The sequence below is a fragment of the Caecibacteroides pullorum genome, from assembly GCF_019239235.1.
Lineage (GTDB): Bacteria > Bacteroidota > Bacteroidia > Bacteroidales > Bacteroidaceae > Bacteroides > Bacteroides pullorum.
Genome location: NZ_JAAZTS010000004.1, coordinates 20,958 through 40,641 on the forward strand (window position 1 = coordinate 20,958; position 19,684 = coordinate 40,641).

General features: G+C 48.5%; 15 protein-coding genes. 6 read left to right on the forward strand and 9 right to left on the reverse strand.

What is annotated here, in order from left to right; all coding sequences use genetic code 11:
* The first annotated feature begins 41 nt into the window (after positions 1-41).
* From lpxD to miaA, 5 genes are all read left to right on the forward strand, one after another.
* Positions 42-1,082, forward strand: coding sequence for a UDP-3-O-(3-hydroxymyristoyl)glucosamine N-acyltransferase (gene lpxD, locus HF894_RS04620; RefSeq protein WP_021848609.1), 1,041 nt, complete (start codon positions 42-44; stop codon positions 1,080-1,082).
* A gap of 3 nt (positions 1,083-1,085) precedes the next feature.
* Positions 1,086-2,471 (forward strand): bifunctional UDP-3-O-[3-hydroxymyristoyl] N-acetylglucosamine deacetylase/3-hydroxyacyl-ACP dehydratase, encoded by a 1,386-nt coding sequence (locus HF894_RS04625; RefSeq protein WP_021848608.1) that lies wholly within the window; start codon positions 1,086-1,088, stop codon positions 2,469-2,471.
* A gap of 100 nt (positions 2,472-2,571) precedes the next feature.
* Positions 2,572-3,348 carry an acyl-ACP--UDP-N-acetylglucosamine O-acyltransferase gene (gene lpxA, locus HF894_RS04630; protein WP_021848607.1) on the forward strand — a complete coding sequence of 259 codons (777 nt, stop codon included), beginning with the start codon at positions 2,572-2,574 and terminating at the stop codon, positions 3,346-3,348.
* Between the two features lie 37 nt (positions 3,349-3,385).
* On the forward strand, positions 3,386-3,949 hold the full coding sequence (locus HF894_RS04635; protein WP_021848606.1) for an IS1096 element passenger TnpR family protein: 564 nt from the start codon (positions 3,386-3,388) through the stop codon (positions 3,947-3,949).
* A 34-nt stretch (positions 3,950-3,983) separates the two neighbouring features.
* The gene (gene miaA / locus HF894_RS04640; RefSeq protein WP_204971278.1) at positions 3,984-4,943 is read left to right on the forward strand and encodes a tRNA (adenosine(37)-N6)-dimethylallyltransferase MiaA; all 960 of its coding nucleotides are present in this window, start codon (positions 3,984-3,986) and stop codon (positions 4,941-4,943) included.
* 63 nt (positions 4,944-5,006) lie between these two features.
* On the opposite strand, the gene HF894_RS04645 is transcribed toward miaA, so the two are convergent.
* The 4 genes from HF894_RS04645 to HF894_RS04660 form a co-directional block, all read right to left on the reverse strand.
* Positions 5,007-8,330: a hypothetical protein gene (locus HF894_RS04645; protein ID WP_204971279.1), complete on the reverse strand. Its 3,324-nt coding sequence runs from the start codon at positions 8,328-8,330 to the stop codon at positions 5,007-5,009.
* 15 nt (positions 8,331-8,345) lie between these two features.
* Complete coding sequence (locus tag HF894_RS04650) at positions 8,346-8,498, reverse strand: hypothetical protein (RefSeq protein ID WP_204971280.1); 153 nt, start codon at positions 8,496-8,498, stop codon at positions 8,346-8,348.
* An 816-nt stretch (positions 8,499-9,314) separates the two neighbouring features.
* Positions 9,315-11,726 carry a glycoside hydrolase family 3 N-terminal domain-containing protein gene (locus tag HF894_RS04655; RefSeq protein ID WP_204971281.1) on the reverse strand — a complete coding sequence of 804 codons (2,412 nt, stop codon included), beginning with the start codon at positions 11,724-11,726 and terminating at the stop codon, positions 9,315-9,317.
* 25 nt (positions 11,727-11,751) lie between these two features.
* Positions 11,752-12,963 (reverse strand): C45 family peptidase, encoded by a 1,212-nt coding sequence (locus tag HF894_RS04660; protein WP_204971282.1) that lies wholly within the window; start codon positions 12,961-12,963, stop codon positions 11,752-11,754.
* Positions 12,964-13,020: 57 nt separating this feature from the next.
* On the opposite strand from HF894_RS04660, the gene HF894_RS04665 reads away from it, so the two are divergent.
* Entirely contained in the window at positions 13,021-13,191 is a 171-nt protein-coding gene (locus tag HF894_RS04665; RefSeq protein ID WP_021848602.1) for a hypothetical protein, read from the forward strand.
* A gap of 292 nt (positions 13,192-13,483) precedes the next feature.
* Here HF894_RS04665 and HF894_RS04670 read toward each other — a convergent pair whose 3' ends face one another.
* From HF894_RS04670 to HF894_RS04690, 5 genes are read right to left on the reverse strand one after another with little or no spacing between them, the layout of a single operon-like run.
* Positions 13,484-14,629: a TlpA family protein disulfide reductase gene (locus HF894_RS04670; RefSeq protein ID WP_204971283.1), complete on the reverse strand. Its 1,146-nt coding sequence runs from the start codon at positions 14,627-14,629 to the stop codon at positions 13,484-13,486.
* An 8-nt stretch (positions 14,630-14,637) separates the two neighbouring features.
* A complete protein-coding gene (locus tag HF894_RS04675; protein ID WP_204971284.1) occupies positions 14,638-16,668 on the reverse strand; it encodes a M56 family metallopeptidase in 2,031 nt (676 codons plus the stop codon).
* 14 nt (positions 16,669-16,682) lie between these two features.
* Positions 16,683-18,524 carry a TlpA family protein disulfide reductase gene (locus HF894_RS04680; protein WP_204971285.1) on the reverse strand — a complete coding sequence of 614 codons (1,842 nt, stop codon included), beginning with the start codon at positions 18,522-18,524 and terminating at the stop codon, positions 16,683-16,685.
* Positions 18,525-18,553: 29 nt separating this feature from the next.
* A complete protein-coding gene (locus tag HF894_RS04685; RefSeq protein ID WP_204971286.1) occupies positions 18,554-19,312 on the reverse strand; it encodes a TlpA family protein disulfide reductase in 759 nt (252 codons plus the stop codon).
* Positions 19,309-19,671, reverse strand: a complete 363-nt coding sequence (locus tag HF894_RS04690) for a BlaI/MecI/CopY family transcriptional regulator (protein WP_022020699.1) — start codon at positions 19,669-19,671, stop codon at positions 19,309-19,311. Before HF894_RS04690 ends, HF894_RS04685 begins: the two co-directional genes overlap by 4 nt.
* Positions 19,672-19,684 lie beyond the last annotated feature (13 nt).

The window sequence follows — 19,684 nt, forward strand, 5'->3', positions numbered from 1 at the left end:
CCGTTATTTGTGTTTTGAAAACCATTTAGCAAGAAACAGACATGGAATTTTCAGCCAAACAAATAGCTGCCTATATACAGGGAGAAATCGTAGGAGACGAAAATGCGACCGTGCATACCTTCGCCAAAATTGAAGAAGGAATCCCGGGCGCCATCTCTTTTCTGTCCAATCCGAAGTACACTCCCTATATCTACGAGTCGAAGGCCAGCATCATCTTGGTGAACAAGGACTTCGAACCCGAGCATGAAATAAAAGCCACCCTTATCAAGGTGGATAACGCTTATGAGAGCCTTGCCAAGCTACTTACGCTCTACGAACAGAGCAAACCGCAACTGAAGGGTATCGACCCGTTGGCCTACGTAGCCCCCACAGCCAAGGTGGGAGAAAACGTCTACATAGCCCCCTTTGCCTACGTAGGTGATGGAGTAGTAATCGGCGACGGCACTGCCCTGCATCCGCATGCCACTGTCTGTGCCGGAGCCCGCGTAGGTAGTCATTGCATCCTTTATCCGGGCGCAACCGTCTATCACGACTGCCGTGTAGGCAACAACTGCATCCTGCATGCCGGATGCGTCATCGGCGCCGATGGCTTCGGATTTGCCCCGACACCCGAAGGATACGAAAAAATTCCACAAATCGGCATCACGATTCTCGAAGACAACGTTGAGATAGGTGCCAATACTTGCGTAGACCGCGCCACCATGGGAGCCACTATCGTACACAGCGGTGTGAAGCTGGACAACCTCGTCCAGATAGCCCACAACGACGAGATAGGTTCACACACGGTGATGGCCGCACAGGTAGGCGTCGCCGGTTCGACCAAGATAGGCGAATGGTGTATGTTTGGCGGACAAGTAGGCATCGCCGGTCACATCCATATCGGCGATAAAGTAACGTTTGGTGCCCAGTCGGGCGTGCCCAGCAGCACTGAAAGCAACCAGCGACTGATAGGCACACCGCCTATGGAAGAAAAGCCCTATTTCAAGTCGCAGGCTATCTTCCGCAAGCTGCCCGACATGTATTTCGAGCTAAATGCGCTCCGCAAAGAATTGAATGAACTGAAACAACAATTAAAGAAATAATCCATGTTGAAACAAAAGACTCTGAAAGACAGCTTTTCGCTCAGTGGAAAAGGCCTCCACACAGGCCTCAACCTGACCGTAACCTTCAACCCGGCTCCTGAAAACCACGGATATAAAATCCAGCGGACCGACCTCGAAGGACAGCCCGTCATCGACGCAGTGGCCGAAAACGTGGTCGAGACGACACGTGGCACTGTACTGGCCAAAAACAATGTAAAGGTCAGCACCGTAGAACATGGCATGGCAGCCCTCTATGCTTTGGGTATAGACAACTGCCTGATACAAGTGAACGGACCTGAATTCCCTATTCTGGACGGAAGCGCCCAATATTATGTAAAAGAAATAGAACGCGTAGGATTCGAAGAGCAAAACGCCGTAAAAGACTTCTATATCATCAAGTCGAAGACGGAGTTCCGCGACGAAAAGACCGGTTCGTCCATCATCCTGTTGCCCGACGAGAGCTTCAGCCTGAACGTACTGGTTTCCTATGATTCAATCATCCTTCCCAACCAGTTTGCCACGCTGGAAGACATGGGCAAGTTCAAGGATGAAGTGGCAGCCAGCCGCACCTTCGTCTTTGTACGCGAGATTGAGCCTCTGCTTCAGGCAGGTCTCATCAAGGGAGGCGACTTGGACAACGCCATCGTCATCTACGAACGCGAAATGTCGCAGGAAAACTTCGACAAGCTGGCCGACGTGATGGGCGTGCCCCACATGGACGCCAAGCAACTGGGCTACATCAACCACAAACCACTGGTATGGCCCAACGAATGTGCCCGCCACAAGCTGCTCGACGTCATCGGCGACATGGCACTGATCGGTAAACCCATCAAAGGCCGTATCATTGCCACCCGCCCGGGTCACACCATCAACAACAAGTTTGCCCGTCAGATGCGCAAGGAAATCCGCCTGCACGAGATACAGGCTCCAACATATGACTGCAACCGTCCGCCTATCATGGACGTGAACCGCATCCGCGAACTCCTCCCCCACCGCTATCCCATGCAGCTGGTAGACAAGGTCATCGAGATTGGTGCCAACTACATCGTAGGCGTGAAGAACGTCACAGCCAACGAACCATTCTTTGTCGGCCACTTTCCGCAAGAACCAGTCATGCCAGGTGTACTCCAGATCGAAGCCATGGCACAGACAGGCGGCCTGCTGGTGCTGAACTCCGTCGACGAACCTGAACGCTATTCTACCTACTTCTTAAAGATAGACGGCGTGAAGTTCCGCCAGAAGGTAGTGCCAGGCGACACACTGATATTCCGTGTAGAACTGTTGGCTCCTATCCGCCGCGGCGTATCCACCATGAAAGGATACGTATTCGTAGGTGAGAAAGTAGTCTGCGAAGCTGAGTTCATGGCACAGATAGTAAAGAACAAATAAAATTAATAATGAAGAATGAAGAATGAAGAATTTCTTTGGAACACGCCTCATTGTGCAGCCTGAATTCTTCATTCTTCATTCTTAATTCTTCATTTATATTATGATCAGTCCCTTAGCATACATCCATCCCGAAGCGAAGATCGGCGAGAACGTGGAAATCGCTCCTTTTGTCTTCATTGACAAGAATGTAGTCATCGGTGACAACAACAAGATAATGGCCCACGCCAGTATCCTGTATGGTAGCCGCATCGGAAACGGTAACACCATTTTTCCCGGCGCTGTCATCGGTGCTATTCCGCAAGACCTGAAGTTCAGGGGCGAAGAAACAACTGCCGAGATAGGTGACAATAATACCATCCGCGAAAATGTGACCATCAACCGTGGCACAGCAGCCAAAGGACGTACCATTGTAGGTAGCAATAACTTGTTGATGGAAGGGGTCCACGTAGCCCACGATGCTCTAATCGGTAGCGGTTGTATCATTGGAAACTCCACGAAAATGGCTGGAGAAATCGTTATTGACGACAACTCCATCATTAGCGCCAACGTCCTGATGCACCAGTTCTGTCGCGTAGGCGGCTATGGTATGATTCAAGGAGGATGCCGCTTCAGCAAAGATATCCCGCCCTACATCATCGCCGGACGTGAACCGATCTGTTATGCAGGCCTCAATATTGTAGGACTGCGCCGTCGCGGTTTCTCCAACGAGACCATCGAGGCCATCCACAATGCCTACCGCCTCATTTACCAAAGCGGCCTCAACACGACCGATGCCCTGAACAAAATAGAAGCGGAGATGGAAATGACACCCGAAATACGTTACATCGTCGACTTCATACGAAGTTCAGAACGTGGTATTATTCCTGGAGGAAAATAATAAACTAACAAACTCTAGTAACCAACAAACTCAAACTATGATTTATAGATTTACCCTTATCTCTGACGAATCGGACGATTTTGTCAGAGAAATACAAATCGATCCGGAAGCCACTTTCTATGACTTCCACAAGGCTATTCTCCAATCTGTTGGATATACAGATGACCAGATGACATCCTTCTTCATCTGTGATGAAGATTGGGAAAAGGAGAAAGAAGTGACCTTGGAAGAAATGGACGACAACTCCGAAATAGACAGCTGGGTGATGAAAGAAACCCGCATCGACGAATTGGTAGAAGACGAAAAACAAAAGTTGCTCTACGTGTTCGATTACATGACTGAACGCTGTTTCTTCATCGAGCTTAGTGAAATCATCACCGGCAAGCACATGAAGGGTGCCAAATGTACCAAGAAAGAAGGCGATGCTCCCAAACAGACGGTAGACTTCGCTGAATTCGAAGCCAAGAACAATGCGGCCCTTGACCTCGACGAAAACTTCTACGGCGACGAAGACTTCGATATGGACGACTTCGACAAAGACGGCTTCGGCGGTTTCGACGAGGGTAGCGGCGGCAATCCTTACGACGAAGACAGATACTAAATGCAATGAAGAATGAAGAATTTCCTCTTTGCGGATGAATGAAGAATTCATCCCATTGCCCCAAATTCTTCATTCTTCATTTTTAATTCTTCATTCCCCCTTGACTCTCCTCGTACTCATAGGCCCCACCGGCGTAGGCAAGACGGAACTGAGCCTGCGACTGGCAGAAGCGTTCGACACATGTATTGTGTCGGCCGACTCACGTCAATTGTACGCAGAGCTGAAGATAGGTACCGCCGCCCCAACCGAAGAACAGCTCCGACGGGTGAAGCACTACATGGTGGGCACGCTGGGCTTGACCGATTACTACAGCGCCGCCCAATACGAAGCGGAAGTCATGAAACTTCTTGAACAGCTGTTCAAAGAAAAAGAAGTCGTCGTACTGACCGGCGGTTCCATGATGTATGTGGATGCCGTCTGCAAAGGCATCGACGACATCCCTACCATAGACAATGAGACGCGCGCACTGATGCTCCACCGCTACGAAGAGGAAGGCCTTGACCGCCTCTGCGCCGAACTCCGCCTGCTTGATCCCGAGTACTACCAGATAGTTGACCTGAAAAACCCCAAGCGTGTCATCCATGCCCTCGAAATCTGCTACATGACGGGGAAAACCTACACATCCTTCCGCACCCAGCAGATCAAGCCCCGCCCCTTCCGTATCGTCAAGGTGGGACTGACCCGCGACCGCGAGGAACTCTACGACCGCATCAACCGCCGCGTGGATCAGATGATGGCCGACGGCCTGCTGGAAGAAGTCCGCCGCGTCTATCCGCACAAAGACTACAACTCATTGAACACCGTGGGCTACAAGGAACTCTTCAAATACCTGGACGGTGAGTGGACACTGGACTTTGCCGTGGAGAAAATCAAACAAAATTCCCGCATCTACTCCCGCAAGCAAATGACCTGGTTCAAGCGCGACACTGACATCCGTTGGTTCCACCCCGAACAAGAAACGGAGATACTGGCGTACCTCCGTTCTCAAATGTAGTTATTAGAGAGATAAAAAATAAGTTAACTCACATTATCCTACTTGCTGAATATCTACTACCATTTATTCAGCATACTGGTGTTGTGGATACTCATAATGAGGATCGATACTAGAGTAATACTTATTACTAGCACTATATTCCCCCCATAACGTAAAATTATTTTTATTTTTTATCTCATGCATTCTATTTCTAAACTTAACTAATGTAATATAGTTATCCTGAGCCTCCACACTACTCTGATCTGAGAACATTTTTGACAAATCAAGAGTGGTGATTTTATTGTTTTTACAAGACAAAGTCCCTAAACTATAATTACTCGGAATCTCAATGGATGTTAATAGATTATTATCACAATATATTCTACTAAGTTCATTAAATGTAGAAACATTCAAAGTTGTCAATTGATTCCAACCGCAAGAAAGTGTCTGCAATGACTTACACTGATTTATATCTAAAGAAGCCAATTGGTTACCTGCACAATACAAATCATACAGCAAAGGTAATTCACCTAACTTCAATGATGTCAATCGATTATCATTACAATAAAGCTGTTCCAATTTATTACATGATGAAACATCCAACGCTGTTAATTCACAAGAATTACAATATAATGCCTTCAATTCAGTACAGCCTGTTAAGGAAATCTTGTTTAATGCCATTCTATCATTTGATTGATTAATATCAATTTCCTTCAATCTCGAACAGCCTGAAACATCAAGTTCTTTTAAATTAATATTATTCGTATTATTAATATATTCCAATGCAGTACATCCAGATAAATTTAATGTTTCCATATGTTCATAAATATAAAAAGATCCGGCTAAACTTACACATCCCGACAGATTGGTATTTTTCCCATAATTAAATGGAATTCCTAATCCCCATTTATTTGTATAATTCTTGCAACCGGCAAGGTTTACATAATCTATGGAGCTTGTTCCGTTTACAGAGCTTGATCTTGAATCATCCTCAATGCATTTTAAGCGCATTAGTCCGGACACATCCAAACTTTTCAAATGCACACCGTTTATCTCCAAAGTGGTAAGACTATCCAATCTTTGCAAATTGATATTCTCTACCTTTTCAGAAAATTCAGGGAAAGTCAGTTTTGTCACTCTCATATTACCATCTAAAACAGATGTTGTTACATTGGCCCATTCACTGATTGGTTTATCCGTACACCAATTCGCTCTGGCATCAGCATCCCAATTATCTCCATCAGCTTGATAATAATAATCTATCAAGGCTTCTCTATCCATTTCTGCTCCGGTCGTAAACTCACATACGTTACCATAGTAATATTTCTCTCCATATTTAAAGCCTAAGGTAAATTGATAAACCATTTCTGGATCAAGATTATATATACCTAAGGTAAGATTGCCTTCCTGATCCAATGGCTTCGGAAAAGAGTACTCACTAAAGGTTGCAAATTCTACAGCAGGGTCAGATGGGATAAATTCAGAATTGTCCTTTTTACGATAAAAGACCCCATATTGTATACCTTGCTTTTTCAAATTGTTATATCCATTAAATTTACCAGTAACTTTTACTCCACCAAATACCCCATCCATATGTTTTACAGAATTTGTCGTAATGCTGAAATAACGTTGTTTCTTATACTTATCAGAAGATACTAACTCACACATATGTCCTAGACCAAAGTAGCCATATTCACGTTTCTCAACATTTCCAACAGCATCTCCATGAGTTACTCCATTAAACAGATAACCAAAATATTCTTTGGACATCTGTACATTATTAGTGACACTAGTCTTACATTTATAACCACAGAAACTTGGAGTAATATGTTTTCCCAACTCATAACTCCAACAATAATTTCCATATATAAAATAAGTAGAAGGCCATTGATAATTATCAAAATATTCAGGCTTAATAAAATAAGAATCTAAAAATTTATATCGTGTTATTATACCACCACCGATAGTATTTCTAAAAATCACACAATCCAAATTAGGCAAAACACTATTTCCATATCTGTCAATACTATCTTGTTGTATATCATCGCATTGAATACCAAATCCTCCTTGTATATTACCAGCGCCATGAGCACTGGAAATAAGAATTGTACTATATTTTTCTAATCTATTCAACACAAAAATATCCTTGTAAGACTTTTCCATTTTAGCATTAATCGGAGATTTTTCTATTATTTCACAAATATCCTCAAATTCATCATCTAAATCATCACCATACCATCCCCACTCCGTTCCTTGTAAATATAGCACAGGCCCAGAGACAGCCAATGTTTCTCCTCCCACATAAGCTACGTCATATATTGTAGATTCATATGACACCTCTTCTGTTACGGTTTTAGTATCAGCCACGGCAGTTGAATCCTCCACATAGTCAAAAGATACCATAGACTGTAAACCATTTGAATAAGTTATAGTTACATAATCTTTGCTATCATCGTATTCTATATCAGAAACGTAAGATTGTTGTTCAAGCCATGAAATAAGTCCATCCTTCACAAGCTCCACATCATTTTGGGAATCTTCCATCAAAGTCGAAATATAATTTCGAATTGTTTGCAAATATTCTTCCAACATCTCTCCCTCATTCAAAACAGGTACTTCAGGCATTTTCAAAATTACACCTCTTTTTATTTGGCAATCCGAGATTGTTTTTTGGAAATATACGTTATCTCCCATACTATATGATACTGAAATTTGTGAATATTTACCTACCGGCAATGGTATATAGAACGTTTTATCTGATACTTCCTTTGCATCAACATTCACGGCTACTGTATTCAAGCCTTCTTCACTAATTGTAAGAATTGCATTTTCCCCCTTTATATCTGTTACTATAGCCTGACCGGAAATTCCTTTTGCATTCTCACCTTCTGAACTGATTATAAGTTTTGAGGAACCAACCGGAACACCTTTTAAAGTCAATTTCATTAATCCACAAAGATGCTTGAACAGAAAATTTCCATTTTCCTGTTTCACCCCTATCATAGGGGCATTACTACATTCTGTATACTCATATTCCGATGGAAGAGTAAAAGATAGTTTGTCGTCAATCAATGATGCTTCCATTCTATAAGGATAATAAGCTGCAATCGGTTGCTCATCATCTTCAAGTGTTCCATTAAAAGAAGCTATCGAACCGTCATCTGACATTTCGTTATACTTAAAACATGCATTAACAGTACGTTTATTCCCCCAAACACCTATTTGATCATTCTTCACCCATATCACACGATTTTCATTGTCAACAGCTGTACGGGTATCACTTCCATTCTCTATCTCTACTTTCAGTGTATAATTACCTTTTATACTTCCATTGCCTGAGAATTCCTCTTTTGTACACCCAGTAATCGCAATGAAAGCTACTATTGCATAGTAACCAATCTTCCTCATAATCCACCCAATACATTAATCCCAAAAACCTTTTTCTTCATCGTAGCTTTCAATACCACTAGTAGATATTAAGCAGCTATTTTCCATAACCATTTCTATACATTCTACAACCGGTGCTTCATACGGTGCTTTTCCTTCACTTGTTTTTTCGTCTTTAAACATTTCCATAATTATATCATTTTATTAAACACATTCACAAAAAATACACATTGTAATGACAAATAAATCATACATTAAATCCGTCTCTACAAAGATACTAAATTAATATATACATATCACTAAAACAGTAATATTTTTTCAATAAGATATAGAAAAAGCTAAGATACAAACAAAAGAATAATACACGTTGCCGTACCGTGATGTACTCTCCGCCATAGCAACAACAACAAACGGCAGAACAACATAAACGGATTATTCTTCAGAACCGCAGATTTTTTACACAACATAAATATTCGCCACAGCCACCATATATACTACCTGCTCACCTGCTTCATAGCTTTCGATAAGTACTTCAACCGTTATAATCACCCTTTAGTGTTTTTCAAACCTTTCTCCAAAAAACGAGGGCTGTAATCCTGTGAAGTTTCACATCAATATATTGTTTATTAGCATATTGCGGTGAAAGCATCCGCCATACTGCACTTGATTCAAAATCTATCTGTGTTGTCCACGTAAGTGGACAAGCGGAACATGACTCTCGGCGCAAGACCTGTGAATTCTTTCACCCGTTCACCCATCTTTCACAAAACATAGTTCAGCAACAGAAAGTTAAGGGTCTGTGAAACCATGAAGGCGAATACAATAAAATCCCTCTTTGGCTTGCTAAAGTTGATGTTTAGCAAGCCAAAGAGGGATTTTACAGAGTGAAAGTAGTACTTTTCTGATTCCCTATGCAGAGTTTTGCGAGGGTATCACACATATTGCGTGAAGGGGTAAAAAGTTATACTGTCCCTCCCCTCTACCATCAAAATAATAAAAATTCCATCAAGGCAACGCCTGCACCGTCTGCTTCAGACGGATGTCCTGGCTCGATGCACCGACCATAAACTCGAATTCACCCGGCTCTACCGTCCAGCGCATGTTGCGGTCCAACAGCTGAAGGTCTTCGGGAGTGAGGTGGAAAATGACTTCCTTCGTTTCACCCGGCTGCAAAGAAACGCGTTCGAAACCACGGAGCTGCGAGTCGTAGGTAATGACGCTACTCACCTTGTCACGCACGTAAAGTTGCACCACTTCGTCGCCTGCCCGCTTGCCAGTATTGGTCACCTTCAAACGAACGGTATAGTCACCCTGAGTAGACTGTTCGAGCGGCGTCACCTCAAGGTCGGAATAATCGAAAGTGGTATAGCTCAAACCGTAACCAAAAGGATAAAGCTCGCCTAAGACACGTGTTGAACCTGCGCCATTGGGCCCCGAAGAAGGCTGTGCACCATGAGACCCCGGCTTAAAGGGGAAGTTCAGTTCAATCTGTCCCACACTCTTTGGGAAGGTCACTGTGAGCTTACCGCCCGGATTGTGCTCGCCAAAAAGGGTCTCGGCAATCACCGTTCCGCCCTGACAGTTAGGGAACCAAGTTTCCAGAATAGCGGGGATATGCTTGTCAGCCCAATTGATGGTGAGTGGCTGGCCGTTGATGAGTACCAGCACGACAGGCTTGCCTGTAGCATAGAGGGCTTCTAGCAACTGTTGCTGACGGCCAGGTAAGTCGAGCGAGGTACGTGAACGGCTTTCGCCTGTACGGTATTCATCCTCGCCCAATACAGCGATAATGACGTCACAATCTCCAGCCTTCTGTACAGCCTCAACCATATCTGCCTTCTCTTCATCAGTCAGCGGAGAGGGCAGAATTTCGGTAGCGGGCCACCCTTTGTCTACGATATCGCATCCCTTGGCATAAACCACTTCGGCCCTGCCTTTCAGATAGGCACGGAGGCCGTCAAGCACGGTTACCTTTTCCAAGCGATTGGGGCCGTAACGACTCTCCATGAAGTTACTCTCATCGGCTAACGGACCAGTAACGAGCACCTTACGAATCTTTTGACGGTCCAGCGGAAGGAGGTTACCTTCGTTCTTCAGCAAAATAAGCGACTGTTGCTGTATCTGCTTGACAAAGTCCATGTTGCGGTCCACACCTCCCACCTTGTCCGAAGCTTTCGTGTCCTCCACATACGGATGGTCGAACAATCCCAGGCGAAATTTCACACGCAGCACTTCGGCCACACGTTTGTCGATGGTAGCCATCGATATCTTCTTCTGCTCCAGCAGACGACGAATGGGCAGGATGAAGTCGGCCGGTTTCGTGAAATGGGTACGCACGTTCAAACCTGCTTCGAGCACCTGGCGCACAGCCTCGTCATAGGTATCGGCCACGCGATGCTTGGTCTGGACATACTCCACCGCCTCGCTATCGCTCACCACATAGCCGTCAAAGCCATATTCCTCGCGCAGCAGTTCGGTAAGGAAATAGTAACTGGCCGTCACAGGCACACCATCCCAATCGTTGTAGCTGCTCATAACACCCATCGGATGAGCCTCCTGAATAACTTTCTTGAAAGGATAGAGATAGAGTTGGTGCAATTCGCGTGGCGCTACATGCGGATCAGTACGGCAATTACCATCGCGTCCGCCCTTGGGCACACTATAGACGGCATAATGTTTCAGCGTCGAAGCTACGCCCTGCGACTGGATGCCCTTTACCATCTCCGCACCCAGCGAAGCAATCAGATAAGGATCTTCGCCGTAGCACTCCAGCGTACGGCCCCAGCGGGGATCGCGCACCACGTCGAGGATAGGAGCATAGACATTAGTATAGCCCAAAGCCCGCGCCTCTTGCCCGGCGATGGTACCTGCTTGATACACTAAATCACGGTTCCACGTACTGCCGATGGCTATCGGTGCAGGCAGAGGTGTAGCCTTGGTGTGGTTCAGGCCGTGGATGCCTTCGTTACTGAAGTCCACGGGAATACCCAGCCTCGTTTCTTCCACAAACCAACGCTGCACACGGTTGATGGCTTCGGCATGGTTGCTGAAAGGATAGAGCATCTGTTCCACTCGGTGCGACTTGCCGCCTACGCCGTTGAGCATCTCGTCGATGTTGGCGATACCATCCTTCCACACCTCCGACTTCCATCGTTCTGTAGGAAGAGAGTCCTTCAGCACACGCCCGTAGCCATAGAGGGTGGCCAGCTGGCAGGTTTTCTCATTGATGTTCATCTGGCGAAGCAAGTCGTCCACCCGCTTGTCCACCGGCTGCGTAGGGTCCTCGTAGACATCCTTCACGCCGTTCTTGTTGAAATCAATCCACCCTTTGTGATAGATGGACTTATTCTGTGCCTGCTGGGGCAGGGCCACACAAAGGCCCAGCAACGCCGCCAGCATCGTTCGTTTGTTCTTCATGCTTTTCTCTCTATATATCTTTTCATTACTTGTAACACTTCCACATCTCTTCCCTGTCCAACTTGCGATAAAGCGCCTGCATCTCCTGCCTGTCCACCCGACCCTTGCGGCGCCAACCTTCCAATACAGGCTCCGCCAGGCGGAAATTCTCTTCTTCAAGGGGAGCCAGGCGCTGCATGTAGCCACTACCCTCAGCATTATATAGCAAAGCCCAGTGCATATAACGATCGCTACCCATACCCCACTTCAGAGAAAACACCTGATCCTTTAAATGCAAAGAAGCATCAGACAAAGGTGAGGTACCCAACGTCTTGTCCATTGTTACCATCGATGGTAATTCCTCGTCTACCCACAACGGAACAGCCACGCCCGTAGGCGGATAGCCCAACACCGTCCACATCGTCGTCTGTTCAGCAGCCTCGCCCGGCTTCACACCTTGTACTACAACAGAACAGGAGGTACTGCTTCGCGAAATGAAGTCTTGCTCCACAAACCAGCCCGAAGCTTCCGATCCTGTGAAAGGAGACTGGCGAAGGTCAATGCCTAGCAGGCAGTTGTGAAAAGAACGGGACAGATCGTTAAAAATATGCTGGGGACTGACAGCTTGCGCACGTGCCAAAGGATCTAACACCCGCACGGCCTCCTTGTAGCGCACTACGCCTGCTCCGGGCCCGTACTGTCCCGACTGGGAAAAGTTGGTGCGAGCCACATAACCGTCAGGCGCCGTAGCAGGGTCGTTGGCGTCGTATATCTTATAGGTATAGTAATCCACCTCAAACACCATGGCACCTCCTTGGGCATCTATTGCCCCAAAGTTAGCCTCTATCCGACTGGGCTTAGCGAGGGTGTCGAGGAAGTGGCGGAAATCGTCTACCGTGGCACAAACCTCAAGTGCCCGATAGATGACGCGGCCGTTGGCCTCGCCCCGCTCCTCGCCGTCCTTCACGTCCACGAGGTTATAACTCTGCGTATTCATCAGCGCAAAACCTGCCGAATTGGTCCCTATCCACGCTTCGTGCTTCAGGTGGAAGTCTGCGCTATTGACCACGGCAATGAAGTCGTACTTCTCGCCGCGGACATATTCCACGTGGTTTTTCAGAAAATCAGTGTCGCGATGTTTCCACAACAAGGGGCGACCGTCGGGTGTCGCCCGGCCGGACACGACGGCCGAAGTGCAGGCCAGCGCGGGCGTCAGCCAGGCAGCCAATAGAGCAGTCAAAAGCAGGATGTTTTTCATTTCAAAGTCTCGTTTACGTTCACAAAGTACAAAGATACTATTTTAAACGGAAAAACCATGCCCTTACGGACAGGGATAACAAAAAGAAAGCAAATCCTTCATTTTACTGACAAGCCTTTTTTCCAGAAAAGCCAAGAAAAGAAGAAAAAGAGGGAAAAGCAGGAAGCGAAAACAGAAAAAGCAGACTTTTTGGTAACAAAACGTCCACTTTCTGTCGGTAAAACATAGGTTTCCTGCAAGCAGAAAGCAGGTTTTATGACGAAAGAAAGCCGTTTTTCAAGCAAAAGTGGGTATGTTTTGAGGCCGAACAACGCCTGTTTCCCATGAAAAAACCGCCGAAAGAGGACAAAAACCTCGTTTCGGCGGCTTCAAATGGCGGTTTTCCACGCTATTTCAAATGTAAAGTTTTCGCTATCTTCCTGTCTATAAGAGAGAAAGGTGGTTGCTACTCCATTCTTTTCCACCAAGCCCGCCTCGCGTCCGAAATACGCGATTCTCGCGGACTTGGGAAATCAAAGTGTCACTTTGACAAGGCAAATACCTGTTTCTCCAACTTCTTTTTCAAGACTCCCATCCGATAACCTTTCCATATCTCCAGTATCTTCCCGTCGGGAGCTATCAGTACAAAATAAGGGATGCCGCTCATTTTGTAACGCGACGCAAGCGTCCGCCCGCCAGCTTTCAGTTCGTTCCATTGGTGGCCGGGCATCTCGTGTTCGGACAGAAAAGTAGTCCACCGCTCTTTATCGTCGGTACAAATACCTACCAACGCCAGCTTATCCGCATAGATTTCGGCTATCTCCTTCAGCTCCGGCTCTGCCATGCGACAAGGACCGCAAGCCACGCTCCAAAAGTCAAGCAGAATGTAGCGGCCTTTCAGCTCGGACAAGTGATGCTTCCCGCCTTCAGCGTCATAAAGAAGCCCATCCACCATCTCGTCACCTTCATCCACCGTAGGAGCGGGAAAAGCGTACGACTCCATCAGTTTCCCCCTCTCCGTATTCTGCCAATCGAGGGGAAGACGGGCATAGAGCTGCTGGAAGTCGGGACGACAGGAGGCCAGGAAGTCTTGTTGGCCTGTGGCATACCAGGCGATTTCCAGAAACTTATCCAACCATGCTTCCGTTACGGGTATCGTCTTCAGATAGGAAAGTCCCTTGCTGACAATACGATTGTTCAGTTCACGCAAGCGTTTCAAAGATAAGCTGTCCCCTCGCTCGGTTTCTGCGTCCAGACGGAGGATTTCTTCCACCTCAGCGGCAACGCAGGCCTCATAACCCACCATGTCTTTCTGCAGGCCGATGTTGGTCGTCACCGTCCATCGGTTCAACCACTTGTCCTCGCCCTGAAAGTCAATCCAACCGCCAGGCTCCACCCACAAGTCGAGCACCCAGTTGGGAAAACCTTTTCCCCAACCGAAAAACCTCAGATGACGAGGGCGGGAAATCGTATCTTCATAGACCATCAGTCCGTCCTGCAAGGAGAACTCGGCAATGGCTTTGGCGGCGCTCATGTGGGGATTGAAATCATAAAGTACCCCCTTCACACTGTCGGGCATATTCTTCAAGTTCCAACGAATAACGAATTTCCTATCGGACGGGGAAGCTCCCCACACGGTTCCACAGCAAGCAATCCAGACAAGCAGCCACGCCAAGTACTTCATCATAGCTATGCTCATTCTTCCTCCAGCTTCACTACCAAAATAGGTGAAGCCTTGAGCCGGGCCTCCTTCATGCCAATATAGCCCACCTTGAGCATGGCATCGTTAGGGGCCGTGAGCGTGAATTTGCCATCCACGTCGGTCACAGTACCGTTGGTCGTACCTTCAATTGTGATATAGGCGCCGATAACGGGCTCGCCCTGCGGGTCCACCACCTGCCCGCTGACCTTCAGTTCGCCGTCCTTCGCACTGGCTGCGGACTTGGTACGGACAACAATGACGCCGTTCTTGCCTGCCTCGCCATAGAAGATATTAGCTTCCTCGGGCTTCAAAATGTTAATAGACTCAATCTGGTCGGGTGACAAGGACTTCAACTTGGCCCCATCCACCATTACACCGTCAATTACCACCTGCGCCTTCGAGGCGTTGTCCGACACGCGGATGGTGGACACGGCGCCTGCCAAAGCTTTCGGATCTTCCTTCTTCAGCGTGACCTGCATCACGGCTTTCTTGCTCTTGTCCGTCGTGTACTTCGCCACATCGACAGGTTCCTTCAGAATGGAAACTGACTGAATACGGTCAGGATTGAGGGCGCGAAGGATTTCAGGAGTCACCTCCCGACCGTTCACCTGTATCGATATGTCCGCATAGCCCGTTTGAGCCCCTTCCACGATAATCAGATGGTTCTTTTTGTCCGAAGCCTCCGCTTCCACATCCTTCAGTCTGAACTGCACAGGCAAGGTGTACTTCACCGTCACCGCCTTCCCCTTCTGCATACCCGGCTTCCACTTGGGCATGGAGCGAACGAGGCGGACAGCCTCGGCATCGAGCAGGCGGTCAACGCTGCGCAGCACACTCACATCGCTGATGGCACCGTTCTTGTTGATCAGGAACTGGACAACCACGCGTCCTTGCGTGCCTGCCTTCTTGGCTTCGGCGGGATAGCGCAGGTTCTGCTTGATATACTCCGTCAGCCCCGTTACGCCCCCGTTGGGAAACTCGGGCATCTGCTCCACCACCTCGAAGACGGGCTCGTCGGGCATCAAGGTATCTTTCACCGCGACGGAGGCAGTTTCTACCTGATTTGTTTTCATACTTGCCACCAAATCATTAACTTTGGCGCTTGAAAGCTCGTCGGCCACGGCCGACACTTCGGGACGGGCAAAGGCCGACACGGCCAGTGCCGCCAGCGGGAGTACATAGAGGTACTTCACCTGCGCCCACGGACTTGACTTTTCTTTTAACATCATAGTGATACGTTTTTTAAGTGAACTGTGATTAAAGCTGTTGGCCATAGAGTAGAGCCTTGTGCCGACAGCTTTTTTTATTAACAACATCTGATATTTCTTTGCGTCCACGCCCTCGCGCAACACGGTATCGTCGGCCTCGTACTCGTGGATGGTCTGCAATTCTTGCTTCAGGAGCCATGCGGCGGGGTTGAACCACTGCACGAAAATGCAAAGGTCGGCCAACAGCAGGTCCCACGAGTGATGGTTGCGGATGTGGGCCAGCTCGTGGATGAGTATCTCGCGACCGTTCTCCTCAAGGTCCTTGCGCGAGAGGACAATGTAGCACATCCAGCTGAAAGGGGCGATGTCACGATTGTGCACCACCAACCTTACGTTCTCTGTCCTGCCCGGCAACCAGTCGGCCAGCTGCTCCAGACGGCCTCGACGAAGCAAGACAGCCAGCCGCCCCAGCGACCATAGGTTACGCACGGCAAAGAAGACAATGCCCGCCAGATAGACCAGCAGAGCCACGCGCACCCACAGGGCCGTAGTGGGTTGAGCCACAGCCTCGCCCTCCGTCTGCACATCGGCCAGCAGGAGGAGTTGCTCCAACGTGAGCATCGTCTCGTGGACAGGAGCGGGACGATTCACGCTGACTTCCACCAGCGGCAGCACGGACGAGAGCACCAGCAACCCCAGCAGGGCAAAGCGGTTGAAGCGATGAAACGTGTCGCGGCTCATCAGCAATTTATAGAACAGGTAGAATACCGCCAGGCAGGCGGCAGACTTGAGTATATAAACTAAAAAGGTTCCCATATTCATTTGTCAACTTAAAACGTTCCTAATGCTTTCTCCAACTCCTGCTTCATAACCTCCGTGCCTGGGAAACCTACATGTTGGTACACCACGCGGCCTTCCCTGTCCAGTATCAGGTAGGCGGGGATGCCTGTGAACTGATATTTCTTCAACAGGTCGGCATTCTGTGCGTTGGTCAGATAATAATGCTCGCCGTGAATGTCGGGAATCATCTTCTTCCATAACACCTGCGGAGAGGTTTCGTCGGTCACGAACACAAAGTCCACCTCCTTGCCCTTCAGTTCCTCCTTCATCGGCTTCATGCTCTTCATGGCCTGACGGCACGGGCCGCACCACGTGGCCCAAAAGTCTATCAACACCACACGTCCCTTGTGACGGGCAGCAATGGCCGGCAACAGGCTGTCGCCCCTGACGGAAGCGTCCAGCGTAGCAATGGTGTAACCGTCGCCTTCATTGGCAGACTTTTTCAGAGCCTCTGCGTATTCGTGGTGTTTGGTCAGGACATATTCGCGGATGGCAGACGTCTGCAAGCTGTCCACCTTGGCCAGCAACGTATCGGGCAGCGGAGCCATACGTCCCAGATAGCGGCGCGCCATCTCGTTCAAGGCCGTGCTTTCCATATCCTTGCACCAGGCATGGTCTGCGGCAAGGTCGTGAGCCTCACTCAAGGCCGACACAATGCTCGAATAGCGCGTAGTCATCATCATGGCCGGTGAGCGGAGGGAGTCAAGTGCCATGATTTCGTCGCGGAAGCCAGGCCCTTCTACCAAGTTGCCCCGCTTCTGCCCTTTAGCCCGTGGAGCATAACCTATGATGTACTTGGCAGAGGAAACGTTGCTGAATGTAAGAGCCTGCAATTCCAAGTGCAACAACCTCTTCACAGGCTCACTGAGCGAAGCATCGTTCTCCAGCCACTGATTCACCCGTGCGTAATAAGCCAATACCTTCTCTTTCAGTTCGTCCACCGACAAGGTACCGATATCATCCAGTTCGTCGGTCGCATCCAGGCTATAAGGGCCGTTGGCCAAGACTGTGTTCAGCCCGTCGTAATCACCCCCGAACCACACCTTCTGCACGTCCTTGTATTCTTCGCCAAAGAGATGCGTACCCGCCATCTGCATGGCATAATAGTTAATGGTCATCGTCACCTCGCTACCTGGCACCACAAAGACCGAAAACTTCCGTCTGCCCACGTAGAATGACTTCAACCCCGGATGGGTCAGGTAGTCGTCTATCACACAAACGCCGTCCTTCTCTTCGACTGAAACAGGCAGGAACGACTGCGCGCCCCATTCGCTCAAGCCATAACGGATATTGCCCGGAGATACCTTGCCCAAGAAACGGACGGTGATGCGGAACTTTCCAAAGGCAGGCTCGGCCGTCGGCAGAGGGCGATCATAGTCAGGCCGATGACTGATCAAACGTTCAGGCACAACGATTTCGGGCTTTTTGCCGTCCAAATGTATCTGATTCAGCTTCCAACCACGGTCCACATTTTCCTGAAAGTCAAACGTGGCGACATCGAGCGGAAGTGGCTCGAATGTCCACTGCATGCTGACTTTCCCGTTAGCGGCTACCTCCAAATCCTCCGCGGTCGAAATGCCTTCAGCCTTCTTCAAGGCATATTGCTTGCCTCCGGCCGACAAAGTGGCCGAAGGGGACAACCTGATTTCATCTCCCATGGCTCCGGCATAATAGTCCACGTCGACCACCGTACGATCATCATAGAGAGATACACGGTTCACTTCCAGCCTTGTCTCCCCACCCAGGAAGTAAGGTTTCTCCACCACCTTCAGTTGTGCGTACCCACTTAACCAGCACAGCACGGACAACATTATCAATAATATCTTTTTCATACGGATTCTATTCTAAATTATCCAACTGATCATTGTTTCTCGCCCGACACCTGCCGGATAGCCTCCAGCAGTTCATCGCGCTTCTGCTGGCTGGTGCCTATCACGAGCTTGCGCACCACGCCTTGCTTGTCGAGTACCACCGTTGTGGGCGTCTGCTGCACGCCGAACATATTCCACAACGCGGAGTCGCCTGCCACCTGATGGAAGCGAAAGCCACGACGCTCTACAATCTTCTGTATCTGTTCGGGCGTATTCCAGGTGACGGCCAGATAGTTCACGTCGGGACAGGCATCCATCCACCCGTTCAACTCGGGCATCTCGCGGATGCAAGGGCCGCAACCTGTGTACCAGAAGTTCAACACCAGCGGACGTCCCTGCGTATTGCCATCGGTCCAGCGGGTGCCGTCCGTGGCCTGCACACTGAAGGGCTTGATGCGCTCGCCCTCGTTCAAGGCCATCTTGGGGACGTAATCGCTTATTGACAGGAACTCTTTGTTCTCTTTCGCCTTCTCCAGCCAATAGTTGGCATCCTTCACTTCCAACAGGGGAACGGCATATTTCTTCGATTCTTCGCTCAATTTAATACCCGTCACCAGCATCATCGTTCGTCCGTCGTCGCTCTTCAGAATAGACATCTGGTAAGTGGCTCCCTGAAGTTCGGAGGGCGATTCGGTGAAGAAACAGCCGTCCACCAACAGCTTCGGCTCCTTTTTGCCGTCCGACTGCCCCCACGAAAGCAAGACGAAGCCACAAAGCAACCCCATTATCAAGAGCAAGCGCTTCCTCATAACTGCCCCTCCTCGACCTTCTGTATCAGTTCCTTGAGCTCCTTCAGCGAGATGTCCTCCTCCTTCACCAGCGACGACACGGCGCCCAGGTAGGAGTTATTGAAATACTTGCTGATGACGCTCCGCAAGGTACGGCGGCTGAAGTCGTCGCGGCTGACGGTGGCATAATATTGATAGGTGTTGCCATAGGCCTTGTGCGACAGGTAACCTTTCTCTTCGAGCCCGCGCACAATGGTGGACAGGGTATTGAAATGAGGCTTCGGCTCGTCATAAAAAGCTAGCATTTCTTTTACGAACAGCGGGCCTTTTTCCCAGAAAAAGCCCATGATTTCTTCTTCTTTTGCGGTCAGTCCTTTCATAATTACCTTTTGT

What these genes read in the sequence shown, in the direction of transcription:
- HF894_RS04665 (WP_021848602.1), top strand. Translation starts at nt 13,021, where the DNA reads ATGCCCTTACGGACAGGGATAACAAAAAGAAAGCAAATCCTTCATTTT.
- HF894_RS04635 (WP_021848606.1), top strand. Translation starts at nt 3,386, where the DNA reads ATGATTTATAGATTTACCCTTATCTCTGACGAATCGGACGATTTTGTC.
- HF894_RS04660 (WP_204971282.1), bottom strand. Translation starts at nt 12,963, where the DNA reads ATGAAAAACATCCTGCTTTTGACTGCTCTATTGGCTGCCTGGCTGACG.
- lpxA (WP_021848607.1), top strand. Translation starts at nt 2,572, where the DNA reads ATGATCAGTCCCTTAGCATACATCCATCCCGAAGCGAAGATCGGCGAG.
- HF894_RS04670 (WP_204971283.1), bottom strand. Translation starts at nt 14,629, where the DNA reads ATGATGAAGTACTTGGCGTGGCTGCTTGTCTGGATTGCTTGCTGTGGA.
- HF894_RS04645 (WP_204971279.1), bottom strand. Translation starts at nt 8,330, where the DNA reads ATGAGGAAGATTGGTTACTATGCAATAGTAGCTTTCATTGCGATTACT.
- HF894_RS04675 (WP_204971284.1), bottom strand. Translation starts at nt 16,668, where the DNA reads ATGGGAACCTTTTTAGTTTATATACTCAAGTCTGCCGCCTGCCTGGCG.
- HF894_RS04650 (WP_204971280.1), bottom strand. Translation starts at nt 8,498, where the DNA reads ATGGAAATGTTTAAAGACGAAAAAACAAGTGAAGGAAAAGCACCGTAT.
- lpxD (WP_021848609.1), top strand. Translation starts at nt 42, where the DNA reads ATGGAATTTTCAGCCAAACAAATAGCTGCCTATATACAGGGAGAAATC.
- miaA (WP_204971278.1), top strand. Translation starts at nt 3,984, where the DNA reads ATGAATGAAGAATTCATCCCATTGCCCCAAATTCTTCATTCTTCATTT.
- HF894_RS04680 (WP_204971285.1), bottom strand. Translation starts at nt 18,524, where the DNA reads ATGAAAAAGATATTATTGATAATGTTGTCCGTGCTGTGCTGGTTAAGT.
- HF894_RS04655 (WP_204971281.1), bottom strand. Translation starts at nt 11,726, where the DNA reads ATGAAGAACAAACGAACGATGCTGGCGGCGTTGCTGGGCCTTTGTGTG.
- HF894_RS04690 (WP_022020699.1), bottom strand. Translation starts at nt 19,671, where the DNA reads ATGAAAGGACTGACCGCAAAAGAAGAAGAAATCATGGGCTTTTTCTGG.
- HF894_RS04685 (WP_204971286.1), bottom strand. Translation starts at nt 19,312, where the DNA reads ATGAGGAAGCGCTTGCTCTTGATAATGGGGTTGCTTTGTGGCTTCGTC.
- HF894_RS04625 (WP_021848608.1), top strand. Translation starts at nt 1,086, where the DNA reads ATGTTGAAACAAAAGACTCTGAAAGACAGCTTTTCGCTCAGTGGAAAA.